The organism is uncultured Rhodococcus sp., assembly GCF_963525155.1.
GTDB classification, from domain to species: domain Bacteria; phylum Actinomycetota; class Actinomycetes; order Mycobacteriales; family Mycobacteriaceae; genus Rhodococcus_F; species Rhodococcus_F qingshengii.
In genome coordinates, this window is sequence record NZ_CAURKP010000011.1 from 39,876 (window position 1) to 62,208 (window position 22,333).

19 protein-coding genes and 2 tRNA genes are annotated in these 22,333 nt (G+C 62.6%); 2 read left to right on the forward strand and 19 right to left on the reverse strand.

The annotated features are described in order from the left end of the window. The first annotated feature begins 138 nt into the window (after window positions 1–138). Complete coding sequence (locus RWT78_RS04670; protein ID WP_314674299.1) at window positions 139–666, forward strand: lipoprotein LpqH; 528 nt, start codon at window positions 139–141, stop codon at window positions 664–666. 31 nt (window positions 667–697) lie between these two features. On the opposite strand, the gene RWT78_RS04675 is transcribed toward RWT78_RS04670, so the two are convergent. The 5 genes from RWT78_RS04675 to RWT78_RS04695 form a co-directional block, all read right to left on the reverse strand. Further along, entirely contained in the window at window positions 698–1,642 is a 945-nt protein-coding gene (locus RWT78_RS04675) for a rhomboid family intramembrane serine protease (RefSeq protein ID WP_314674300.1), read from the reverse strand. 17 nt (window positions 1,643–1,659) lie between these two features. After that, on the reverse strand, window positions 1,660–2,187 hold the full coding sequence (locus RWT78_RS04680; protein WP_007729190.1) for a peptidylprolyl isomerase: 528 nt from the start codon (window positions 2,185–2,187) through the stop codon (window positions 1,660–1,662). A 69-nt stretch (window positions 2,188–2,256) separates the two neighbouring features. After that, window positions 2,257–3,039 carry a siderophore-interacting protein gene (locus RWT78_RS04685; protein ID WP_003942462.1) on the reverse strand — a complete coding sequence of 261 codons (783 nt, stop codon included), beginning with the start codon at window positions 3,037–3,039 and terminating at the stop codon, window positions 2,257–2,259. A 42-nt stretch (window positions 3,040–3,081) separates the two neighbouring features. Continuing rightward, window positions 3,082–3,915: an ABC transporter substrate-binding protein gene (locus RWT78_RS04690; protein WP_157770410.1), complete on the reverse strand. Its 834-nt coding sequence runs from the start codon at window positions 3,913–3,915 to the stop codon at window positions 3,082–3,084. Window positions 3,916–4,115: 200 nt separating this feature from the next. Then, complete coding sequence (locus RWT78_RS04695; protein ID WP_154100273.1) at window positions 4,116–4,757, reverse strand: TetR/AcrR family transcriptional regulator; 642 nt, start codon at window positions 4,755–4,757, stop codon at window positions 4,116–4,118. Window positions 4,758–4,823: 66 nt separating this feature from the next. Between RWT78_RS04695 and RWT78_RS04700 the strand changes: the two genes are divergently transcribed. Then, entirely contained in the window at window positions 4,824–5,276 is a 453-nt protein-coding gene (locus RWT78_RS04700) for a hypothetical protein (RefSeq protein WP_314674305.1), read from the forward strand. Between the two features lie 57 nt (window positions 5,277–5,333). On the opposite strand, the gene RWT78_RS04705 is transcribed toward RWT78_RS04700, so the two are convergent. The 14 genes from RWT78_RS04705 to gnd form a co-directional block, all read right to left on the reverse strand. Further along, window positions 5,334–6,611: a lipase family protein gene (locus tag RWT78_RS04705; RefSeq protein WP_314674307.1), complete on the reverse strand. Its 1,278-nt coding sequence runs from the start codon at window positions 6,609–6,611 to the stop codon at window positions 5,334–5,336. Between the two features lie 127 nt (window positions 6,612–6,738). Continuing rightward, window positions 6,739–8,403: an alpha/beta-hydrolase family protein gene (locus tag RWT78_RS04710; protein ID WP_007729186.1), complete on the reverse strand. Its 1,665-nt coding sequence runs from the start codon at window positions 8,401–8,403 to the stop codon at window positions 6,739–6,741. A gap of 62 nt (window positions 8,404–8,465) precedes the next feature. Next, the gene (locus RWT78_RS04715; protein ID WP_314674310.1) at window positions 8,466–9,575 is read right to left on the reverse strand and encodes a hypothetical protein; all 1,110 of its coding nucleotides are present in this window, start codon (window positions 9,573–9,575) and stop codon (window positions 8,466–8,468) included. A gap of 280 nt (window positions 9,576–9,855) precedes the next feature. Continuing rightward, a tRNA-Ala gene (locus RWT78_RS04720) sits at window positions 9,856–9,928 on the reverse strand. Window positions 9,929–10,104: 176 nt separating this feature from the next. Next, window positions 10,105–10,178 (reverse strand) — tRNA-Ile (locus tag RWT78_RS04725). 75 nt (window positions 10,179–10,253) lie between these two features. Further along, window positions 10,254–11,675, reverse strand: a complete 1,422-nt coding sequence (locus RWT78_RS04730; RefSeq protein ID WP_314674311.1) for a DUF3566 domain-containing protein — start codon at window positions 11,673–11,675, stop codon at window positions 10,254–10,256. Further along, window positions 11,675–14,206: a DNA gyrase subunit A gene (gene gyrA, locus RWT78_RS04735; protein ID WP_003942463.1), complete on the reverse strand. Its 2,532-nt coding sequence runs from the start codon at window positions 14,204–14,206 to the stop codon at window positions 11,675–11,677. The genes RWT78_RS04730 and gyrA overlap by 1 nt, the downstream gene beginning before the upstream one ends. Before the next feature lie 87 nt (window positions 14,207–14,293). Continuing rightward, window positions 14,294–16,330, reverse strand: coding sequence for a DNA topoisomerase (ATP-hydrolyzing) subunit B (gene gyrB / locus RWT78_RS04740; protein ID WP_003942515.1), 2,037 nt, complete (start codon window positions 16,328–16,330; stop codon window positions 14,294–14,296). 197 nt (window positions 16,331–16,527) lie between these two features. Continuing rightward, window positions 16,528–17,451, reverse strand: coding sequence for an alpha/beta fold hydrolase (locus RWT78_RS04745; RefSeq protein ID WP_007729179.1), 924 nt, complete (start codon window positions 17,449–17,451; stop codon window positions 16,528–16,530). Window positions 17,452–17,491: 40 nt separating this feature from the next. Then, the gene (locus tag RWT78_RS04750; RefSeq protein WP_314674331.1) at window positions 17,492–18,613 is read right to left on the reverse strand and encodes a PDR/VanB family oxidoreductase; all 1,122 of its coding nucleotides are present in this window, start codon (window positions 18,611–18,613) and stop codon (window positions 17,492–17,494) included. After that, complete coding sequence (locus RWT78_RS04755; RefSeq protein ID WP_007729174.1) at window positions 18,613–19,524, reverse strand: metal-dependent hydrolase; 912 nt, start codon at window positions 19,522–19,524, stop codon at window positions 18,613–18,615. Before RWT78_RS04755 ends, RWT78_RS04750 begins: the two co-directional genes overlap by 1 nt. 124 nt (window positions 19,525–19,648) lie before the next feature. Further along, window positions 19,649–20,194 (reverse strand): DUF721 family protein, encoded by a 546-nt coding sequence (locus tag RWT78_RS04760; protein ID WP_003942471.1) that lies wholly within the window; start codon window positions 20,192–20,194, stop codon window positions 19,649–19,651. After that, window positions 20,187–21,416, reverse strand: coding sequence for a DNA replication/repair protein RecF (recF, locus tag RWT78_RS04765; protein ID WP_054828073.1), 1,230 nt, complete (start codon window positions 21,414–21,416; stop codon window positions 20,187–20,189). The genes RWT78_RS04760 and recF overlap by 8 nt, the downstream gene beginning before the upstream one ends. Further along, window positions 21,417–22,325, reverse strand: coding sequence for a phosphogluconate dehydrogenase (NAD(+)-dependent, decarboxylating) (gnd, locus tag RWT78_RS04770; protein WP_314674320.1), 909 nt, complete (start codon window positions 22,323–22,325; stop codon window positions 21,417–21,419). Window positions 22,326–22,333: the final 8 nt, after the last annotated feature.

A 22,333-nucleotide genomic window follows, 5' to 3' on the forward strand; every position in this document is an offset into this window, starting at 1 on the left:
AACGTCCCTGATCAGTCGAAGGCGACAAACCCGTCTGAGCTGGGGGTTTAGCGCTACGAGCACCGAGTCAGTGGTTAGTGTTGTCGCCGAAACAGCCAGAGCAAGTGCGGACGCACCGCGTGACTTGAAGGACAGAACATGACGAAGTTGGTTCGGACCACGATGACCCGCCGGTCCTCCACCGCAGTCGCTGCCACCCTCGCGGCGGTCGCTCTATTCGCCTCCGCCTGCGGCAGCGACTCCGACAAGACCAACTCCGACAAGAGCGCTGCCGGCGCCTCGTCCGCTACATCCTCGGCCACCGTCGGCGGGAAGACGCTCGACGCCAAATTCGAGACGAAGTGCGCAAAGGACGGCGGCACGACAGTTATGACACTGCTCGACGCGGAAAATCCCACCTACGGCATGTTGACCGTCTCGGCCATCGTCGATGAATCCGGCACGGTTCAGACTGCTGGAATCGCCGGAAGCGAGGGTGGATCGAACGGTCTGCCGTACACCGCCGGATACGCACCGGGACTGCCCGGCGGATCTGCCAGTGCCAAGCAGGACGGCAATACCTTTGTGGTGACGGGCGAGGGAATCGGCGCCCGGGACAAGGGCAACCCGACGGAGACGTCGAGCTTCGAGATCACATTCGCCTGCGAGTCCATCATCGGCGGCTGATCCATAGAACCGCTGGGCCCTAGGATTCTTGCTAGCTGATTCCCAGCTGTTCGCGCAGTTGGACGACGCGGAGCACGATGACTCCCAACGTCACCACAGTGACGGCACCAAAAGCGATCCAGCCGATCCGCACCGCCTTCACGCGGTTCTCACCGGCGCCCAACCACTGTGGGGCGTACAGGAATGCAGCGGCCGTTGCAGCACCTGCCACCAGACCTCCCGCGTGACCCCAGAACGAGATCCCGGGCAGCGAAATGCTGATGATCACATTGATCGCGATCACCGAGATGATCGGGACCGGGCTTCGACGCAAACGCAGTAGAAGGACGGCCTGTGCGCCCATGATGCCGAAGATTGCACCCGACGCCCCAGCGGTCCAGGACAGGGCCGTGAGCGAAGAGAACACCGGCTGGAACGCCATCACGGAGGCGGAACCGCCGAGGAGCGAAACCAGGTAGATGCCGATGTACCTCGAGCGGCCCATCACGATTTCGGTGTCGCGGCCCAGGATGTAGAGGGCGTACATATTGACCGCGAGGTGCAGGATTCCGAAGTGCAGGAACCCGGAGCCGATGAGCCGGAACCAGTCACCGCTGGCGACCAGCCCCGGATTGAGTGCCCAGTTCGCGAAGATCGACGAGCCGACCTGATTGTTCATGATGCTTCGCGACTGCGCGAAGGTGGCGAGGAACGCCAGGACGTTGAGCCCCATCAAGGTGTACGTCACGATCGGGACCGCGCGGGAGGGGCTCACGGTGTTTCCGGCGACGCCCCGAACGGGGCGGACATCGCGTTGGCCGGCAGCTACACAGTCAACACATTGGTATCCCACCGCCGCCTCGCGGAGACAGTCCGGGCACGCCGGTCGTCCACAACGATTGCAGGAAAGTGCGGTAGGTCGATCTGGATGGCGGACGCACCGCGGTTGGGGCGGGATGCCCTCACTCGCACCGCCGCCCCAACCGGGGTTCGTCATCTGCTTGTTTTACCTGTTCAGGAGATGGTGATGCTGTTGATCACGACGGGCTCGACCGGACGATCGCCACGATCGACGGCGGTGGAGGAGATAGCGTCGACAACCTTCTTGGAATCGTCGTCGAGAACCTCACCGAAGATGGTGTGGCGACGGTTCAGGTGCGGCGTCGGGCCGGTGGTGATGAAGAACTGCGAGCCGTTGGTTCCCGGGCCTGCGTTGGCCATGGCCAGCAGGTAGGAACGGTCGAACTGCAGTTCCGGGTGGAACTCGTCACCGAACTTGTAGCCCGGGCCGCCGGTGCCGGTTCCGGTGGGGTCGCCACCCTGGATCATGAAGCCGTCGATGACGCGGTGGAAGATGGCACCGTCGTAGAACGGGCCGGTCTTGGTGCCGGCGGCGTTTGCGGTGGTGTACTCCTTCGAGCCGTCGGCGAGGCCGACGAAGTTCTCGACGGTCTTCGGCGCATGGTTGCCGAACAGAGCGATCTTGATGTCGCCGCGGTTCGTGTGCAGCGTTGCGGTTGCGGTCTGATGAGTTGAAGTCACACCACCATCGTGCCATTGCCGGCGTTCTCGCGGATGTGAGCCTGCCAATTCCGTGCGACGGGGCATGCGTCACTGCAGTTCGATGTCGGCGGCAACGACCGGATCGGAAATGTCGATTCCGTCCGCAGCTGCGCGTTGGTACAGCCGGTACAGAGCATGATCGAACTCGTCGCGCGTTCGCCCCGCCGACCAGTACGGCAATGCGACAATCCGGGACGGCGGTAGGCCGTTTTCGATCGCTTGGTTGCGCAAGCGGGCGACACAGCTTTTCTCTCCGCCGATCCACAACATTGTCGATTCTGTCTGCGCCTTGGTCCGATCGACTATGTCCACCCACTCGATATCAGGGAATCCGTGCTCGCCTGACGGACCCGTGAAACTGTGTATTCGGACTTGTTCGGCGAGATTCGTCAAGGATCCGACAGCAGGGCGCGCAGATCTGTCGCCGACTGCAACGACGTCAGTGACGCCCGGAACAAGGACGAGTTCGTGTTTGAATCCGATCACCCCAACGCGACTGCCTACGCCCGTCCGGTTGAGCCACCAACCCGGCTTCCCAAGATCCATGACATCGAACGTGATCCTTCGATCGCCAGGATTGAAATCGATTGCTGTGTAGGAACGCCCGATCGGACGCCGGGGGTCGGCCTCCCAACTGGGAACCGCGAGTTTGTCCGACCCCAAGGTGGGGAGCATCATCTCGTCCGCCGGCTCCCGAGGCACGAACAACTTGAACACCGGCGCCGCCCCACGAACGCTCAGGTTTCCGAACTCGCTCGACTGCAACACAACTCGAACGGTGTCGTCCGTTCGCTGTTCAACCTCGGCAATCGAGGCAACGGTCATGACCATGCCCGCAGGTAACCGGGATTCTCTCGCCCTGTCCACGCTCGACTAACCCAACTGTCCCAACGCGGTACCCAGGTTTCCCGGCAGCCACGTCTTTCCAAGTACACCCGCATTGTTGATCGCCTCACCCTGCGCATCACTGAGCCATACGACGCGGGATTTCAGATTCGACTCCCAGAAAGGCGATTGTTCGAGGTTCGCGATGGAATCCCGTGGTGACGGCATCAGAAGTACCGCTTCACCGTCGACGTCACCCGCAGTCTCACCCGAATACGTCACCGGAGTTCCCGTCGATTCCACCGCGGCTTGGTCCTCCGCCGGCTTCATTCCGAAGAGGCGCAGTATGTTTCCGCCCGATCCCAACGAAATCTGCTCCTTGTAGTAGAGCCCGAATGAGTACGGCCGCTTCGCAAGTCCTGGGTTCGACTCAGCCACACCCGTAAATTCGTCGACTGCCGAGGTGATCAACTCGCCACCCTGCTCGGATTTGCCCAACGCATCCGCGACCTGCTGAACGCCGACTCTCCAATCGTTGTCTGCGTCCTGCATGTCGAATATCAAAGTGGGAGCGATCGTTCGGAGCCGCTCCAACGTGGCGGGCTCGGTGAAAACCGGCCAGGCAGGCGCGATGATGAGATCCGGTTCGACCGCAAGCATCCGCTCGAAATTCACTTGCCCTGCATAGATGTCAGCCAAGGACTCGTCGAGCGCCTCGTTTCCCACGTAGTCCGCCAGATAGGGAAGCTTGTCGATGTTGGTCACGCTCGCGGCCACGGGGTGCGATCCCAGCGCCACGACGTTCTCGAACGCCGGGTTCCCCAAGGTCACGATCCGTTCAGGTGCCGACTCGATGATCACGTCTCCGGATTCCGTGCTCACGGTCACCGGATAGCTTCCGCTCGCTGCGGGACTTCCGTCAGCGTCCGGGTTCGTGTTCGATGACGAACATCCAGCGAGGGCGAGCACTAACGCGGCCCCGGCCGCGCCGAGGAATCTTGGCCTCCACCTGTGTCTATTCATAATTGCCACAGTAGCAATAATTAATGTGGGTTGCCTAACCTTCCTATCCCGGAAGGGCATCAGTGATCCGAAATGTGAGTCCAAGACGCGTCAGGAGTTGGAACGACCGCAGGAACGAGGCCGGAATCGATCATCGTTTCGGCACCGACAAGGAAGGCGTCGAGCGTCCAGGAAACAACAGCCGAGAGAGTGTCCGGCTTCGGATACTGCGAATCCGGGTAACGATTGCGCGCCGGTGTATGCAGTGCCGCCGAAATGATCAGTGTCCGAGAGCCGAGCAAATGTGCTGTTGCACGGTCGAATTCAGGCTTCCGTAGAAGTACCTCATTCATGATTCGCTCGAACTGCTCCAGAGTGCGCTCTTCGTAAGGCCCTCGAAGCACGTAGTCCTCGAGCCCAGGCGTGGCAGTCACGAGTTCAGCGAACCGCTGACCTAACGTCCGAAGGTAGTCCTGCCAGGACTTCGAATCCGAATCCAACTGCAGACGTCCGAAAGCTCTCGCACACGCCAACGAGTACAGACGATCGGTCGAGTCGACGTGATGGCGAATCGTCGCAGCGGAAACGCCCAGGACCTGTGCGACCTCCGCCCGCGTCAGGCGGTCCAAACCCACCCGTTCCGCTGCATCGAGAATCTCGTCTGTCGACGTAATCGCAGGTCGGCCTGGGCTTCGACGGGACCGTGCAGGGGAGGTCGACATTCATCCATCGTAAGTCCGATCTGCGACCGACCTACCCCGGCACAGCCCTTGTGGCAAAGTGAAGTCATGACACGAGTGACCGAGTCCCTCAGCACGCAGTTGCCCGACACCTTCGATCACGCGCGCGCCCGCGTCGAGGACACCTTCGACGAGACTGCCGCCTACCTCGAAGAGACAGCGGCTCGCATCAAGGAGTCCGAGGCAGCCGACAACGCTCGCCGTATCGCCGCGGTGGTCGCGACGTCGGTCGCTCGCGGCGCTGGGCAGGTCGGGTTGTTCCTGGGTCGTCAGGGCAAAGTCCTCGCCAAGAAGGGCGTCGAGCGCGCAAAGGCCATCCCCACGAAATCCACGGAACGCGCCGAGAAGCCTCGCGGTCGCAAGCGCGTCACCGTGTTCGTGATCGCCGGTGTTGCGGTGATCGGTGGCGCGGTGTTCTTCAAGAGCCGCCGACGCGAGCATCCGCCGGTCGCTTCCGCACCCCCTCGCCTCGAGGAGAACTCGGCCGAGAAGACCGCTTAGTCGACATACGAAAAGCCCCGGAACAGATTGTGTTCCGGGGCTTTTCGATGTTCATGTTCAGCAGTTGGACGGTGCCGGGACGTTGTTGAAGCGATCGATCATGTATCCGACGGATTCGGGGGTACCCACCAGGTACGGCGTCGCGTGATTGATTGCCAGTCCCGGAATGATCGGGGGCAGTTCGTTGACGGAGAACTGCACCGTCGCGCCCTTGCCGCACCAGTCTCGCGCCAGTTGCTGTCCCTGGCCGAACGGAACGATGTCGTCGGAGCGGCCATGCTGAATGAGCACGGGCGACTCCGGCGTCAGCTTGCCGATCTTCTGCTCGTCGAGGATTGCCTGCGCCATGGGTAGACGCGCCAGAACTGCGGAGAGTGATTCACCGGAATTGGTGAAGCTCGACGACTGCTGGAAGCCGAACTGCAATCCACTTTCGGCGACGCACTGGTTCTTGGTGGCGGCCAACATCTGTCGGCCGCGATCGTTGATCTCGGCGTCGAGCAGCGGCTGAACCTCGGGGTACTGGGCAAGGATCCCGTTGAGCGCGTATCCGATCACTCCGGTGAGGAACGTGCCGTCGACCTGCTGCAGCGTCGCCGCCAGATCGGCGGGCGGTGCACCTGCGTAGGTGCCCTTGAGATCAAGCTCGGGAGCATACGACGGCTTCAATTCCGTTGCGGCAGCGGCAGCTCCACCACCTTGCGAGTAACCCCACAGTCCGACGGGGCCGTCGGCGGGAATGCTCGTGTTCGGGAGTTGCTGAGCGGCTCGCACCGAGTCCAGAACCGCGTGTGCTTCGGCTTCACGGTTGACGTAGGTGTGATCGCCCGGAGTCCCGAGGCCCTCGTAATCGGTGACTACGACGGCAATGCCGTTGAGCAGCAACGTGTTCACCCAGATGGACTCGTAGCCGACCATGACGTCCGTCGGGAACTGGTACTCGATGCCGGTGTTGAACAGCTTGGACGGTGCGCACTGATCGCCCTGTCCGTGCGTTCCCACTGCTGCGGCAACCAGTGGACGCGCCCCCTGCCCGGTCCACGGGTTCGACGGTTCGAGATAGGTGCCCGTCACGGCAACGGGGGCGCCCTTGGCGTCCTCGCTTCGGTACATGATCTTGGTGGCGGTTGCCGGCCACGCACCGTTCGATCCGGGCACGCTCAGCAGCAGTGGTGACGGCTCACTCTTGATGAGATCTCCGTTGGCACCTGCCGGAAGCTCGACCGGCGGCGTGTAGAAATCCGCCGGCCCCGCCGTTGCGGCAGGGGCCGTCACAGCACCCATGACCAGTGCCGCGACGGAGACCCCTGCCGCCCACCATGCTCTGCTCTTCACGTTTCGATCTCCCCACGTTCGCTTGCGCTGTGGCTTGGCACACAGCGAACGCAGAGTAACACATACCTCACGTAACACTTTTTCGTGAGGTTTTCGCCTTAACAGGCTGAATTACAACCGTTTACGACTACTTCGTGGGCTCCAGATTGGTGGTCAGCAGCGCACGAAGCTTGTCGGTATCAGCCGAGGTCCAGGCCTCGGGGTGCAGGATCTTGGCCCACATGTCCGCTGCATCCTCGCCGTAATTGTGACCGTGCCCGGACGGGACGTCAGCAGAGAAGACCATGTCGAGGGTTACCTGCCAGAAGGTCACGAGAGGAACCCATGTCATTCCCGGATCCACGTCGCGACCCAGCGGTTCCTTGAGCCAATCCGGCTTGTTGAGCAGCAGGTCGAAGGACCACCACGTGATCGGGTCGCTGGCGTGCTGCCAGTACACGATGCGATCGTCGTCCCAGTCCGACTTCAGCTCCAGATCTTCCGGATCACCGGCAAACCGAATTGCCTGGCCACCGTCGATCACCGGCAGAATCTCCGGTGAGCCCGAGTCACGACTGTCCGTGATTTCCTGCCACTGAGCAGTGAAGTTGGGGGTTCCGACCCACAGTGCGCCGTCGACGCGCGTCATCATGTCCTGAGCGCCGGCAAATGCTGCCTGGCCACCGTAGGAGCCGAGGCTCTCACCGAAGACAACCAGCTCCGGTCGCGTCTCCACGGGCAGGTCGATCCACTTGGCGTACACCGCGTTGAACAGCGCGCGGCCGGCGATCATCGGCGTCTCACGGTCGGCGATGAAGGCCAACGGACTCGGAAGGAACGAGTACTGCATCGACGCGATCGCCGTGTCCCCGCCCTCGACGTACTCGAACGCCGACGCGACGTCCTCGTTCACCCAACCGCGGCCGGTGGTCGTGACAACTGCGAGGGTTCCGCGGTCGAATCCGCCGGTGCGCTCCAACTCGTCGACGACCCGCTGTGCGACACCGTTGATCGAGTCCGAGGATTCACGTCCGGCATACACCCGGATCGGTTGCTTCGCTTCACGTCCGGTCAATGCAGAGATCTCGGCTGCAGTGGGACCGCTACCCATGAAGGTGCGCCCCTCCTGGCCGAGAGAATCCCAAGCCTCGGCGGACATCGGCGAACCGCTGCGCTCTGCAATCATGGGCTGTTCGATGCCGTCCGGTGTTTCGTGATCCGCACCGGAGAAACTCCAGTTCGCGAAGGCGATCAGCCCGTTGTACAGCGCACCGTTCACGATGAAGATGCCGAGGGCGAAGATGACGATCAAGCTGCCGACCTTCGCCGCCTCGAGGGGAACGAACCGTAGTGCGACGGCGGTGAGCTTGTTGGTGGTGAACCGAAGACCACGGCCTGCCTCGAGCAGGATGAACCAGATTCCGAGCGAAATCATCAGCACCAGAAGATAATTCGCCTGATTGGTGCGTGGAGCTTCCACGAGATCGCGAACGATCTGCTGCCACCACGAACCGAGGACCAAGAACGTCGGCACCAGAATGACGGCCGCGACCAACAGGATTCGCCAGCCGATCTTCTTGGTGCGATCCGACCACTGCGGTTCGACGCCGCACTTGCGGATCATCCAGGCGACCGTCACGCCGACGCCGTATCCCATGGCGAGCGAGATGCCCGTCGCAACGCCCTGCAGGTACCACGCGCGCGGCAACAGGGACGGACTCATCGACCAGGTGAAGAAGACCAGAGCAAAGGCAAGCCCGACCGGGTGCAGCGTCTTGCAATAGAGGCGCAGCCGTTCCCACACACGTTTCATGCCGGAATCGTATGCGCCCCGTGCCCGAATCAGGTCACGAGGCGCACACGCGTCCAGTCTGTTTACGGGGCGAAGCGCAAAATCGCGGCAACTGCGCCGCCGCCCGGAATGTCCTCCGCGCGAACAGCGAGCACCCGCGCACCCGTCAGGAGCGCACGACGAGCGATCTCGTCGACGACCCCGTAGGTGCTTCCGTTGGTCGACTCACCGGTCGTGAGAGCGCCCGTCTGGGGATCGAGACTTCCTGGTACGACGGAATCGATGTCGATGAAAACGGTGTCGACCTGTCCGTACGTCGCGGCTGTTGCCACGTCGGCGACGTCCGTCTGAGTGCGTCCCTGTTCCGTGCGCACATTGAAGGTGTCCCGCACCGCCGCCAGCTGCTCGGCATGGAAGTCGTCGAGCGCCGGACGCGAACCGTCCGCCACTTCCTGCGTCGACAAGGCTTCCGGGTTTCCCTCGACGGTTTTGTCGACCAGGTGGCGGTACGAATTCACGGAGCGATACACCGACGCGATGGGTTCCGCAGCGGCCAGAATCAAGGGGACGTCACGGCCGGCGAGCACACCGCGGACCTCGTGATCGACTGCGCGGGCGTACTGATTGACGCGCAACTTTCGGCTGTCCGACCCCGACAACCGACCCGCTTCGGTACGGCTGTTGATCGACGACTTGCCCGCGTGATCCGCAGCGTTCTTCGGCATTCCCTGAACACGGACCTCGTCGGCCGGCTGGTCGGCAGTGATCTCGATCAGTCGCACCGAACCCTCTGCCAGAGCGAGAACAAACGCCGTCTGGGGGAACGTCACCGAACGGAGCAGTGGCTTGAGATGAAACCGATCGCTGACCGTTTCGAGCGCCTGCAGACGGTTGGGGAGGCGGAAGGTCACCAGACGGTCCGGCGTCGCGTACGTGACCAATGAGCGCGACTGGAAGCGCCAGAAATCGTCGTCGTCGTCGAGCTCTGCGTATTCGGCCTCGAACTGCTTGCGCTCGGCCGGATCCTCCACCGATGCGAGTGCCGAGCGGACCTGGTCCTTGAAGGCTATGCGCGCTTTGTCGTAATCCTGCGGCGCATCTTCAGTCGGAGTAACGATGGTGATGCAGGTGGGCCCCTCCACCTCCGCGAGTGCGGCAATTTCACCGTGGCTGGGAATGTCGTTGTGAAGCACTACGAACCTCCTGAAATTGGGTTCTCCTCACGCTACGCCCGGCTGGTTATGACCACTAGACTTTCCGGAGAATTCGGGACGAACGGTCCATAGTGGGCGCGGTTCTGGCCACCCCACTCCGAGCGAACGGCATGTTCATCGCCTCCAGTGCGCCGAAAGTGCCGTTCGCTCAAAAACGGGGGCACACAAGTCGGGCACCGGCCAGCCGGGGCGAGCAGAGATCGGGTACATCGGCATACAAAAACACCCTCCCGGATCCCGGGAGGGTGTTTTCTTACTGTGGAGCCTAGGAGATTCGAACTCCTGACATCTGCCTTGCAAAGGCAGCGCTCTACCAACTGAGCTAAGGCCCCGTTCGGTTTTCTGACCGGAGTCAGAGTACCTAGGTTCTATCCTGTTTCCAAATCGTGCCAAACCTTGTCTCCGCGCTGACTTTTGATCAGCTTGGTGACCCCGAGAGCTACCAGAATTCCGGCCCCGACAAGCAGGAAAACCTTCATTCCAGCAACCCTTCTTCGGCACATGGGAGTGGGCCTAGGAGGACTTGAACCTCCGACCTCTTCATTATCAGTAAAGCGCTCTAACCACCTGAGCTATAGGCCCCTGAACCGATTCCAAAGATTACCCCACCGGGCCGCTGACACCAAAACGGGCCCGGCGGAGCAATGTTTTCGCAGGTCAGTCGCGGTCGGCGAGAGTTACCTCTACGCCGCCAACCAGGTCGCTGCAGAGGTTGTAGATGAACGATCCGATCGTGACGAGTGCCGTGAAAAGCACCATGTTCGCGATGCCGATCAGCGCGGCGTAGCCGAACACCTGGCCGGCCGTCACCAGACCGTCGGAGCCGCCGTCGGCAACGATGTCGGTGAACGCGTTGTTCAGGCGATCCCAGACGCCCATGCCGTCGAGAACGACGTAGAGCAGTCCGACGGCCACCATCCACACGAAGAACAGCGACACCGAGATCACGGATGTGATCTTGAGCGTGGACCACGGGTCGATACGACGGATCTGCACCGTTGCGCGCAGCGGCGCACCGTCCACGACCGAAGCCGATACGGCGTGAGTTTTCTCACCCTTCACCGCAGCAGGCAACGGATGCTTGGCCTCGGAGAGGTCAGGCATGTCCTTCGGTAGATCCTTGCGATCAATGTGCCGAGTCGGCCCGTCGATCGCGGCGGCTTTTGCTTTCGGATTAGCGACGGTGGGATTGGCGACTGTGGCGTTTGCAGCCTTGGGATTTGCGCCCGAGGGTGCAACAGCCTTGGCTGCTGCCGAGCCGGCGACGCCACCGGTAGCTGCGGCAGCTGCCGTTCCCGTCACGACGGGACGTGCCGACGAGTTGCCGGCAGGACGACCCGTCGGTGCACCGGCAGCGGGGCGACCCGATTGCGGCTGTCCCTTCGGCGCACCACCCTGCGCGGGGTTTTTGGCCGGACCACCCTGCGCGGGGTTTTTGGCCGGACCACCCTGCGCCGGGCCGGCCGCTGCAGGACGCTGCGGACCCGCAGGCGGCTTACCCCCGGCAGGAGCTGCCGGTCGACCCGCAGGAGCACCAGCGCCGGCTGGGCGCGTGATGTTGGTCTGCGGCTGACTTTGCGGCGCCTGATTCTGCGGTGGCTGAGCCTTCGACGCCGGGGCTTTGGACGCCGGGTTCTGAGCAGCCGGGTTCTGAGCAGCCGGGTTCTGAGCTGGCTGCCCCTGCGGCTGACCCGACGGCTGGGGTCCGCGTTGCCACGGCGGCGCCTGGCTGCCACGAGCCTGATTGGCAACCGGTTGCGGCGGAGCCTGACCGTCACCCTTTGCCGGAGTTACCGGCGCAGCCGGAGCCACTGAAGGAGCGGAAGGAGCTTGACCCTTGGCCGCACCCGCGGCGTCGGAAGCCCCACCCGCCGGCTTCTGAGCCGACGGGCCGCGAGGCGGCTCCGGTGCCTTGGGCGCCGGAGCTGCCTCGGAAGCTCTGGGTCCGCCGTCCGCTGGAGCTGCAGGTTTCGAGGTCTGCGGCCCCGCCGGAGCAGTTGCCTGCTCCGGCTTCGGTGGCGTCGAACCTGAAGTGCTTTCGCTCTTCTGGTCACTGCCCGGCTGGTTGGGAGTGCTCACTAGGACTCCTTAGCTCCATCGGCATTGTCTGCGTTGTCGGTGGTCTCTGCAGCGAGCTCTTCGGGCTCGTCGGCGTTGCGCGCAATCGCGAGCAGTGTGTCGCCTTCGCCGAGGTTCATCAGACGCACGCCCTTGGTCTGGCGTCCCGCCTTACGAACCTGCTTGGCAGCCGTCCTGATGACGCCGCCGCCCGAGGTGATCGCGTACAGCTCGTCGTCGTCGTCGACGATGAGCGCACCGACCAGAGTGCCACGTTTCTTGTCGTACTGAATCGTGAGCACGCCCTTGCCGCCGCGACCCTGCACCGGGTAGTCCTCCATGCCGGTTCGCTTGGAGTAACCGCCCGACGTGGCGACCAGGAGGAACGTTCCTTCACGAACGACGTTGAGCGAGAGCAGCTCGTCGTCACCGTTGAAACGCATGCCCTGGACACCGGAAGTGGCGCGGCCCATCGGACGCAGTGCCTCGTCGGTGGCCGAGAAGCGGATCGACTGGCCCTGTGCCGAGACGAGAAGCAGGTCGTCTTCGGCGGAGCAGAGGACAGCGCCGACCAGTTCGTCTTCACCGCGCAGGTTGATGGCGACGATGCCACCGCTGCGGTTGGAGTCGAAGTCGGTGAGCTTGGACTTCTTGACCAGACCGTTGCGAGTGGCGAGCACCAGGTAGGGCGCGTCTTCGTACGTCTTGATCTGGATGACGGACTGAATGCGCTCGTCCGGCTGGAAGGCCAGCAGGTTGGCAACGTGCTGACCGCGAGCGGTACGGCTCGCCTCGGGCAACTCGTAAGCCTTCGCGCGGTAGACGCGGCCCTTCGTGGTGAAGAACAGTAGCCAGTCGTGCGTCGACGTGACGAAGAAGTGCGAGACGATGTCGTCCTGCTTGAGGCCGGCACCCTGAACGCCCTTGCCGCCGCGCTTCTGCGAGCGGTACAGGTCGGTCTTGGTGCGCTTGGCGTAACCGGTCTCGGTGATCGTGACGACGACGTCTTCGCGGGCGATCAGATCCTCGTCGTTGACGTCTCCGTCGGCGGCGATGATGCGGGTACGACGGTCGTCGCCGTACTTGTCGACGATTTCCTTGAGCTCGTCACGAACGATCGCGCGCTGACGCTCCGGGCGAGCCAGAATGTCTTCGAGGTCCGCGATTTCGAGTTCGATCTCGGCCAACTCGTCGACGATCTTCTGACGCTCGAGGGCGGCCAGACGACGCAGCTGCATGCCGAGGATGGCGTCGGCCTGGATCTCGTCGACGTCGAGGAGTTCCATCAATCCGGCGCGAGCGATGTCGACGGTCTGCGACGCACGGATCAAGGCGATGACCTCGTCCAGAGCGTCGAGGGCCTTGACCAGACCGCGCAGGATGTGGGCGCGCTCCTGTGCCTTGCGAAGCAGGTACCTGGTACGACGAACGATGACCTCGAGCTGATGCGTCGTGTACAGACGGATCATCTGGTCGAGGCGCAGCGTGCGCGGCACTCCGTCGACGATGGAGAGCATGTTGCAGCCGAAGCTGGTCTGCAGCTGGGTGTGCTTGTAAAGGTTGTTCAGCACGACCTTGGCAACGGCGTCACGCTTGACGGTGACGACGATGCGCATGCCGACGCGGTCCGAGGACTCGTCGTGGATGTCGGAGATGCCACCGATCTTGGCGTCACGAACCTGCTCCGCGATGGAAGTGATCAGGTTGTCCGGGTTGACCTGGTAGGGCAGCTCGGTGATGACGATCGTGGTGCGGCCCTTGGCATCTTCTTCGATCTCGACGACGCCGCGCATACGAACGGAGCCACGGCCGGTGGTGTAGGCGTCCTGGATGCCCTGTCCACCGACGATGAGCCCGTGCGTCGGGAAGTCGGGTCCCTTGATGCGCTCCATGACGGCCGCGAGGGTGGCTTCCTCGTCCGCCTCGAAGTTCTCGAGCGCCCAGTAGATGGCCTCGGCAACTTCACGCAGGTTGTGCGGCGGAATGTTGGTGGCCATACCGACGGCGATGCCGTTGGAACCGTTGATCAGAAGGTTCGGGATACGGCTGGGCAGAACCGTCGGTTCCTGCGTCTTACCGTCGTAGTTCGGTGTGAAATCGACTGTCTCGTGGTCGATTTCGCGCAGCATTTCCATCGCGAGCGGCGTGAGCCTGCACTCGGTGTAACGCATGGCGGCGGCGCCGTCGTTGCCGCGGGATCCGAAGTTTCCCTGACCGTCGACGAGCGGGTAACGCAGCGACCACGGCTGGGCCATACGGACCAACGTGTCGTAGATCGAGGAGTCGCCGTGGGGGTGGTAGTTACCCATGGTCTCGGCGACCGGTCGGGCAGACTTCACGTATCCGCGGTCCGGACGATATCCGTTGTCGTACATCGCGTAGAGCACGCGGCGGTGCACCGGCTTCAGTCCGTCGCGGACATCCGGCAGAGCGCGACCGACGATGACGCTCATGGCGTAGTCGATGTAGCTGTTCTGCATTTCCTGCTGGATGTCGACCGGTTCGATCCGGTCGTGTTGCGGACCGTCCGGTGGCAACGTGGTGTCGGTCATGAGCTCACTTTCTTAAAAGAGGGGGCAAGCCCCTGTGCGCGGAAAAGGAGTCCGGGGACTCCTCAACCGCCCACAGGGCCGCAGGCCCTACACGTCGAGGAAACGAACGTCCCGGGCATTGCGGGTGATGAAGCTGCGTCGTGCTTCGACGTCTTCGCCCATCAGCACGCTGAACAGCTCGTCGGCAGCAGCCGCGTCGTCGAGCGTGACGAGACGCAGAACGCGCACCGTCGGGTCCATCGTGGTTTCCCACAGCTCCTTGGCGTTCATCTCGCCGAGGCCTTTGTAGCGCTGGATGCCGTCGTCCTTGTTGATCTTCTTGCCGGACTCGAGGCCGGCCTTGACCATCGCGTCGCGCTCGCGGTCGGAGTACGCGAATTCCGGCTGCGCACCCTTCTGCCACTTGAGCTTGTACAGCGGCGGCTGCGCGAGGTAGACCTTGCCGTGCTCGACGAGCGGCCGCATGAAGCGGAACAGCAGCGTGAGCAGCAGCGTTGCGATGTGCTGACCGTCGACGTCGGCGTCGGCCATGAGCACGATCTTGTGATAGCGCAGCTTGGCGATGTCGAACTCGTCGTGGATGCCCGTGCCGAACGCGGTGATGATCGACTGGACTTCGGTGTTCTTGAGGACGCGATCGATACGCGCCTTCTCGACGTTGATGATCTTTCCGCGGAGCGGGAGGATCGCCTGGTACATCGAGTCTCGGCCGGACTTGGCCGAGCCGCCTGCGGAGTCGCCCTCCACGATGTAGATCTCGGACTTCTCCGGATCGTTGGAGCGGCAATCGGCGAGCTTGCCTGGCAGGCCACCGAGGTCGGTCGCGCTCTTACGACGGACCAGCTCACGCGCCTTACGTGCGGCGACGCGGGCCTGCGCCGACGAAACAGCCTTGTTCACAATGGTTTTCGCGTCGGCGGGGTTCGCCTCGAACCAGTGCGCGAGGTGCTCGTTGCACGCCTTCTGCACGAAGGACTTGACCTCGGTATTGCCGAGCTTGGTCTTGGTCTGACCCTCGAACTGGGGTTCACCGACCTTCACCGAGATGATGGCCGCGAGTCCTTCACGGATGTCGTCACCGGTGAGCTTGGGATCTTTGTCCTTGAGCAGCTTCTTCTCGAGCGCGTACTTGTTGACCGTTGCGGTCAGTGCGGCGCGGAAGCCCTCTTCGTGGGTACCACCCTCGTGGGTGTTGATGGTGTTGGCGAAGGTGTGCACGGACTCCGAGTATCCGGAGTTCCACTGCATTGCGACCTCGAGCTCGTGGCCGGTGCCCTTGGCGGTGAATCCGACGACCGAGTTGTGGATCGGGGTCTTGCTCTTGTTGATGTGCCGGACGTAGTCCTCGAGTCCACCGGGGTAGTGGTAGATACGGGTCTTGGACTTACGCGGCGCTGCCTGAGCAGCTTCTTCGGCTTCTTCGGCAGCAGACTTGGGAGCCTCGGCCACCTCGGCAGCTTCGTCGTCGATGACCTCGGCGCGCTCGTCGGTCAGCGTGATGGTCAGGCCCTTGTTGAGGAAGGCCATTTCCTGCAGACGACGCGCAACGGTCTCGAAGTTGTAGCGGGTGGTCTCGAAGATCTCGGGATCGGCCCAGAAACTGACGGTGGTGCCGGTCTCCTTCGTCGGGTCGCCCTGTACGAGCTCTCCCGGCTTGGAATCGGTGTACGTCTGCTGCCACCGGTAGCCGTCGACCTTGATGTCGACGTCGAGCCTGGTGGAGAGCGCGTTGACCACCGAGATACCGACGCCGTGCAGACCACCGGAGACGGCGTAGGAGTCGGAGTCGAACTTGCCGCCGGCGTGCAGCTGGGTCAGCACGACCTCGACGGTGGGTACTCCGGAGGCGTGCATGCCGACCGGGATGCCACGGCCGTCGTCGATGACGCGGATTCCGCCGTCTTCGAGGAGGGTGACCTCGACCTTGGTGGCGTGTCCGGCCATCGCCTCGTCAACCGAGTTGTCGACGACCTCCCAAATGAGGTGGTGCAGTCCGCGTTCACCGGTGGAACCGATGTACATGCCTGGACGCTTACGTACCGCCTCGAGTCCTTCGAGGACGGTGATGGACGACGCGTTGTAGTCCTTGCTGGAAGTGCTTGTATCTGACTTCTGGGCAGCCACGGGTGGGTAGCTCTCCTTCTCCGTCAATACTCGAGCGCAGCCGTCAGCAAGCCCTTGCGGGTGTCGTCGGAGCGGGTTCGAGAATGTTGCCGCTAGTTACCGTTGACCATCTTACTGGTAAGCACCGACTAGAAGCGGCCAATGACACCCCTGGCTGCGCCGCAGACGAATTTTTACGATCCCCGGAAGGTGAAACGCTAGGAACTTTGCTTCTCCGAGCGACGCTCTCTCAGGCTCGCGATAAATGCCCGCGCATGTTCGGCAACCTCGCCCGGATGTGAAAACGGCGACCAGTGTCCCGCGGCAATTTCACGTCGCTGCAGGTCGGAGACCCATTTTTCGGTGTCTTCGTATCCCACCGGACGAACGGCTTTGTCGTACTTGTTCAGAATGAGCTGAACAGGCACGTCCGTGTACCGATCCCGCGGCTTGCCGAGCGACGGCCGGATGTTCGCGCGGTAAAGCTTCAGTCCGTTCACCATGTCGTCGGCAATGGTGGGCGCGGTGTTGACCACACGGGGGTCCAGACCGTCGAAGAAGCCCAGAAACGCCGGCCAGTGCTTGGAGAACCACAGACGCAACGGAAGGGTGCACAGCCCGGGAATCTGGAACAGAACGGTGTAGGCCGATGCAATTCCCTGCGCCGCCGGGCCAAGGAAACGACGCTTGGACGCGCTCGCCCGGATCCACTTACCGAGATGATCGAGATTCGGACCCGAGATGGATGAGAACGACGCGATCTTCTCTTCGGCACCCGGCTCGCAGACCGCTTCCCACGTTTCGACGGATCCCCAGTCGTGCGCGAGGACGTGCACCGGCTTGCCCGGGCTGACCGCGTCGATGACGGCAAAAAGATCGCCGGCCAGTGCGCTCAGTTGGTAGTCCTGCACCCTCGAGGGGATTGTGCTCTCACCGGCCCCGCGGCTGTCGTAGCTGACGACGCGGAAGTCGTCTGCCAGCAAAGGCACGATGCGGTTCCACAATTCATGGGTGTCGGGCCAACCATGCACCAGGACGATGGTCTCGCCGTCCGCCTTGCCCTGCTCGAACACGGCCAGGCTGACGGAACCGTTGGTCACGCGACGCGCGGTCACGGCGTGGACAGGAGAGTGCTTGGACATTGACTGACCCTTCGGCTGTGAATCCTTCGGATTGGGAAATCTAGAGATCGAGAACGAGACGTCCACCGTCGGAACGGGATACGCAGATGAGCATCTCCGTTTCCTGTTCGGTGTCGGTCAGACGCCTTTCGCGGTGATCGGGCTTACCCGCGAGCACCTTCACGCGACAGGTTCCGCAGAAACCCTGCTGACACGAGTACCCGACACCGGGCAATGTCTTCTTGATGACGTCGAGCGCGGACTCGTCGGCGGGCACGGCGAGTACCTGACCCGAATTGACAAGCTGCACTTCGAATTCCTTGCCGTCGATCACCGGCGGAGCCCCGAACCGCTCGAAATGCAAAGCGGTGGAGGGTGTATCGCGGAAACCGCGGCGGACGGCATCGAGCATCGGCGTCGGGCCACAGCAGTACACGGCGCCGCCGACCGGCGCTCGTCCGAGAAGGTCTGTGGTGGTGGGCAATCCGAACTCGTCGTCCGGGCGCACGAAGACACGCTCGGGTTCCCAGGTTGCGATCTCGTCGAGGAACGGCATGGATTCACGAGAGCGGCCCGAGTACACGAAGTACCAGTCCATCCCCAATTCTCTTGCCGCACGGACCATTGCGATGATCGGCGTGATACCGATGCCGCCGGCGACGAACAACGCGCTGCCTTCTCCGACAAACGGGAAGCCGTTGCGTGGTCCGCGTACCGTGACGTGCTCACCGGGCTGGAGAGCGTGCATCTCGATGGAACCGCCACCGCCGTCGGGGATCCGGCGCACCGCGACGCTGTACCCCGTGCGATCGGCAGGGTCGCCGCACAGCGAATACTGACGCCGCAGACCCGAAGGTAGATGGAAGTCCAGGTGCGAACCCGGATGCCACGGCGGAATCGGTGAGCCGTCCGCGGATTCGAAGCGCAGGCGAACGACGTTCTCGTCGGTCGCCACCACCTCACGCGTACTGACCACCATGTTCATGGCCGTGTCGGGGTTGTGGCCAGCGATCTCGGGGTTGTAGTCGTAGGCCGTCAACACCCGAAGGTACTTGTCCGCCAATAACTCCGTGATGCGCATGGCACGGTCGGGACGGTTCTTTCCGGACAAATCGGGTGGCGCCGGAAAACGCGGCAACCCGTCGTGCCCGGAGATGACGTCCTTGACCCTCGAGAGTGAAATCACCGTGCAGCCGCCTGAGCTGCGGGTGACGACGCCAGGTACTGCACCGCCTGGGCGGTCGAGCCCTCGTTACTGGGGTGATAGGACTTGCTGAAGTAGGTCGACATCCGCTTGACCAGCTCGAACGACGTGGGAACTGTGCCGCGCTTACCGGCCGCGATGAAATCGGACAGGTGGGGGCGTCGACGGCTGGGAGCCTGAGCGGCAAGCTCGGGATCGTTGCGCATCAAGAACCGGGTACCGCGAATCCACAGCCACACGATTGCGGGCGTGACGAGGATCTGGGTACGGATCCGGCGGGTCTCACGCTTGTCGAAGTAGCGCATCACGTCGTACGCGACGGCTCGGTGTTCGACTTCTTCGGCGCCGTGCCAGCGAAGGAGATCAAGCATGGTCGGGTGCATGCCGGCTTTGTCCAGTCCCTTGGCGTTGAGCACCCAGTCGCCGAGGAAAGCAGTGATGTGTTCGATGGCCGCGATGATCGCCAAGCGCTCCACCAGGTGATTCTCGGCACGCAGACCCGTCATCGGACGCGGTCCGAGCAGCTTCGAGAATGCCCACTCCATCTGCTGGGTGTACGGCGTCGGATCGAGGCCGTTTTCCTTGAGATGGACGAGGACACCCGAGTGCGCGTTGGAGTGCATCGCCTCTTGGCCGATGAATCCGACGACGTCCTCACGGAGTTTCTCGTCCTCGATCAGAGGAAGAGCTTCCTTGAAGGTCTCGACAAACCATTCCTCACCGGCGGGGAGGAGAAGGTGAAGCACGTTGAGAACGTGTGTGCTGAACGGATCGCCCGGAATCCAGTGCATGGGCAGATCGGACCAGTCGAACTCGACATTGCGAGCCTGCAACAGGATGTGATCCGGCTCGGCGAACGACGAAGCGGGTGTCGATATCTTCTGCGACATCTAGCTACTCCTTCATGCCTGCCGATCGGTGGGGAACGACAGCCTTGTGACACAGTTCACTCACTAGCGAGTTTTAACTGTAACACGAAGTAATAGGTAGAACCAGGGCCTGGTTGAGTTTTCCTCAGCCGTACGTATCGCGAGGTCCGCGGCCTTTCACATGCCTTTCTCCCTTGCGCCAGCTAGGCGCACTCGGACCGGTGATCCGCAGTGTCTTCACGACGCCGTCACCGACGGCGGCAGCGATCTTGGCCAGAATCTGGGACTGCATCATGCGCAACTGGGTAGCCCACGCCGTCGACTCGGCGGAGATGCTGAGAACACCTTCTTTCAGAGAGATCGGCTCGGCGTGCGCGGAGATGTCTTCTCCGACGACCTGCGGCCACCGACCGAGGACCGTGCCCTCGGACACCTTGGGGGACCACCCACGCGATTTGGAGATAGCGCTGGTGAGAGCACCGAATGGCTGAGGGTCCCGCGCATCCGGGCCGGGGCCGGACCAACCGCTGCGTCGACGCGGGCGGCCGCTTCCGTATTTGGGCGACGATCGCCCCTGCCCGACGGCCTTGCCGTTGGCTTTGGCTGTCGCGCGTGCCTCCTCGAGGGCACGGCGCGCCAGATCGATCCCCTTGAGCTCGGGCTCCGGAGCCGCGCTGCTGTCTTCAGTCATCGAACTCGACCTCCTGATCCGTCGAGCCTACGGGCACTATCCGGGATATCCGACCGTCTCCGGTATCGGAGGCTTCGACGCCGAACTTGGCCGCCTCGAGTTCGTCCGGTACATCCTCGGGAACAGCAGCTGTGATCAGTACCTGTTCTGCGGTGGCGGCAACGGTGGCGAGCGCACGACGCCGACGACGGTCCAACTCCGCGAATACGTCGTCGAGCATCAGGACCGGGTCGCTGCCGTCGGCGCGCAACAGGGCAAAACCTGCCAGCCGCAGCGAAAGCGCAAAAGACCACGATTCACCATGGCTTGCAAAGCCTTTCGCCGGGCTGTCACCGAGAATCAGCTCCAGATCGTCCCGATGCGGACCGACCAGACACACTCCGCGATCGATTTCCTTCGACCTCATCTGTGCCAACTCGAGATGGAATCTCTCCTCGAGGTACGCAACGTCGTCGATACCGGAAATCCTTGCAGGGTCGGTGAATTCGGGATCCAACGAGGACCCCAGACTGCTCTTGTATCGAATCGACGCCGGCCGGGATTCGGGTGCGATGGAACGATACGACTCCGCCAGATGCGGCGCCAGATCATGGACCAACTCGAGGCGCCCGGCCAACAATTGTGCGCCGTGAGCGGCCAGATGCCCGTCCCACACCTCGAGGGTGGAGAGGACGTTGTCGGACTCGCCACCACGAGAACCGCGACGCAAAGCCGCACCGGCAGTTTTGAGTAGGGCTGAGCGCTGACGCAGAACTTTGTCGTAATCCGCACGGACAGCAGCCATTCGGGGTATCCGGGACGTCAACAACTCGTCGAGATAGCGTCGACGATCGCCAGGATCTCCGCGAACCAACGACAGATCTTCCGGCGCGAACATCACCGACTGCAAAATCCCCAACACTTCGCGTGGGCGACGCGTCGGAGACTGATTTATCCTGGCGCGGTTGGACTTTCCCTCGATCAGTTCGACGTCGATGGTCAGTTCGCGTCCGTTGTTGACCACCGTTGCACCGGCAAAAGCACTGGCGGAACCGCTGCGGATCATCGGTGCGTCCGTGGACACTCGATGAGACGACAGCGTCGACAGATACCCGAGTGACTCGAGGACGTTGGTTTTACCGTGCCCGTTCGAACCGAGGAAAACGGTTGTTCCCGGTGTGAGGTCAAGCGTCAGCGAATCCCAGGATCGGAAGTCCCGCAGCGAAAATCTACGAACGAACACTTAGCTTCCAGAAGCCGAATTCTTGGGCGAAGCGCTCTTGACCGCGTGACCGCCGAACTGATTGCGCAAGGCGGACACAGCCTTCATGGCCGGTGAATCATCCTGTCGTGAAGCAAATCTCGCGAACAGAGCAGCGGAGATGACGGGAGCGGGCACAGCGTGCTTGATAGCTTCCTCGACCGTCCAGCGGCCCTCGCCGGAATCCTCGGTATAGCCCGTGATCTGCGCAAGCTCCGGATCTTCCTCGAGGGCGTCGACAAGCAGATCGAGCAACCACGAACGTACGACGGTTCCCTTCGACCAAGCTCGGAGAACACCGGGAACGTCCGCGATCAGGCTTTCCGCCTCGAGGAGCTCGTACCCCTCGGCATACGCCTGCATCAGCCCGTATTCGATGCCGTTGTGCACCATTTTCGCGTAATGACCAGCACCAACCGGGCCGGCGTGGACAAAACCGTCTGCAGCCTCACCGTCGGGGCGAAGGGCGTCGAAGATCGGCATTGCCTTCTCGACGTCCGGCTCGGATCCGCCCACCATCAGGCCGTAGCCGTTCTCACGGCCCCAGATGCCACCGGAGACACCGCAGTCGAGGAAACCGATCCCACGGGCACCCAACAACTCGGCATGGACAGCGTCGTCGGTGAAGCGAGAGTTTCCACCGTCGATGACCAGATCGCCGCCCTCGAGGGCATCCGCCAGTTCGGCAATGGTGCTCTGGGTGATGTCACCGGCCGGAACCATCACCCAGACGACTCTAGGTCCCTCGATGGAAGCAGCGAGTTCGGCAAGAGACCCGACGTCGGTGACTTCCGGTCGAGGGTCGTATCCGATCACCTCGAGGCCATGCGCGCGCAAGCGCTCACGCATGTTGAAGCCCATCTTGCCGAGACCTACGAGTCCGATCTTCATACTGTTCT

Bases quoted from the DNA above. Each gene is read 5' to 3' on its own strand.
- gnd (WP_314674320.1), bottom strand. From the start codon at position 22,325: ATGAAGATCGGACTCGTAGGTCTCGGCAAGATGGGCTTCAACATGCGT.
- RWT78_RS04710 (WP_007729186.1), bottom strand. From the start codon at position 8,403: ATGAAACGTGTGTGGGAACGGCTGCGCCTCTATTGCAAGACGCTGCAC.
- gyrA (WP_003942463.1), bottom strand. From the start codon at position 14,206: ATGACCGACACCACGTTGCCACCGGACGGTCCGCAACACGACCGGATC.
- RWT78_RS04760 (WP_003942471.1), bottom strand. From the start codon at position 20,194: ATGACTGAAGACAGCAGCGCGGCTCCGGAGCCCGAGCTCAAGGGGATC.
- RWT78_RS04685 (WP_003942462.1), bottom strand. From the start codon at position 3,039: ATGGTCATGACCGTTGCCTCGATTGCCGAGGTTGAACAGCGAACGGAC.
- RWT78_RS04700 (WP_314674305.1), top strand. From the start codon at position 4,824: ATGACACGAGTGACCGAGTCCCTCAGCACGCAGTTGCCCGACACCTTC.
- RWT78_RS04695 (WP_154100273.1), bottom strand. From the start codon at position 4,757: ATGTCGACCTCCCCTGCACGGTCCCGTCGAAGCCCAGGCCGACCTGCG.
- RWT78_RS04745 (WP_007729179.1), bottom strand. From the start codon at position 17,451: ATGTCCAAGCACTCTCCTGTCCACGCCGTGACCGCGCGTCGCGTGACC.
- RWT78_RS04755 (WP_007729174.1), bottom strand. From the start codon at position 19,524: ATGTCGCAGAAGATATCGACACCCGCTTCGTCGTTCGCCGAGCCGGAT.
- RWT78_RS04675 (WP_314674300.1), bottom strand. From the start codon at position 1,642: ATGACGAACCCCGGTTGGGGCGGCGGTGCGAGTGAGGGCATCCCGCCC.
- RWT78_RS04670 (WP_314674299.1), top strand. From the start codon at position 139: ATGACGAAGTTGGTTCGGACCACGATGACCCGCCGGTCCTCCACCGCA.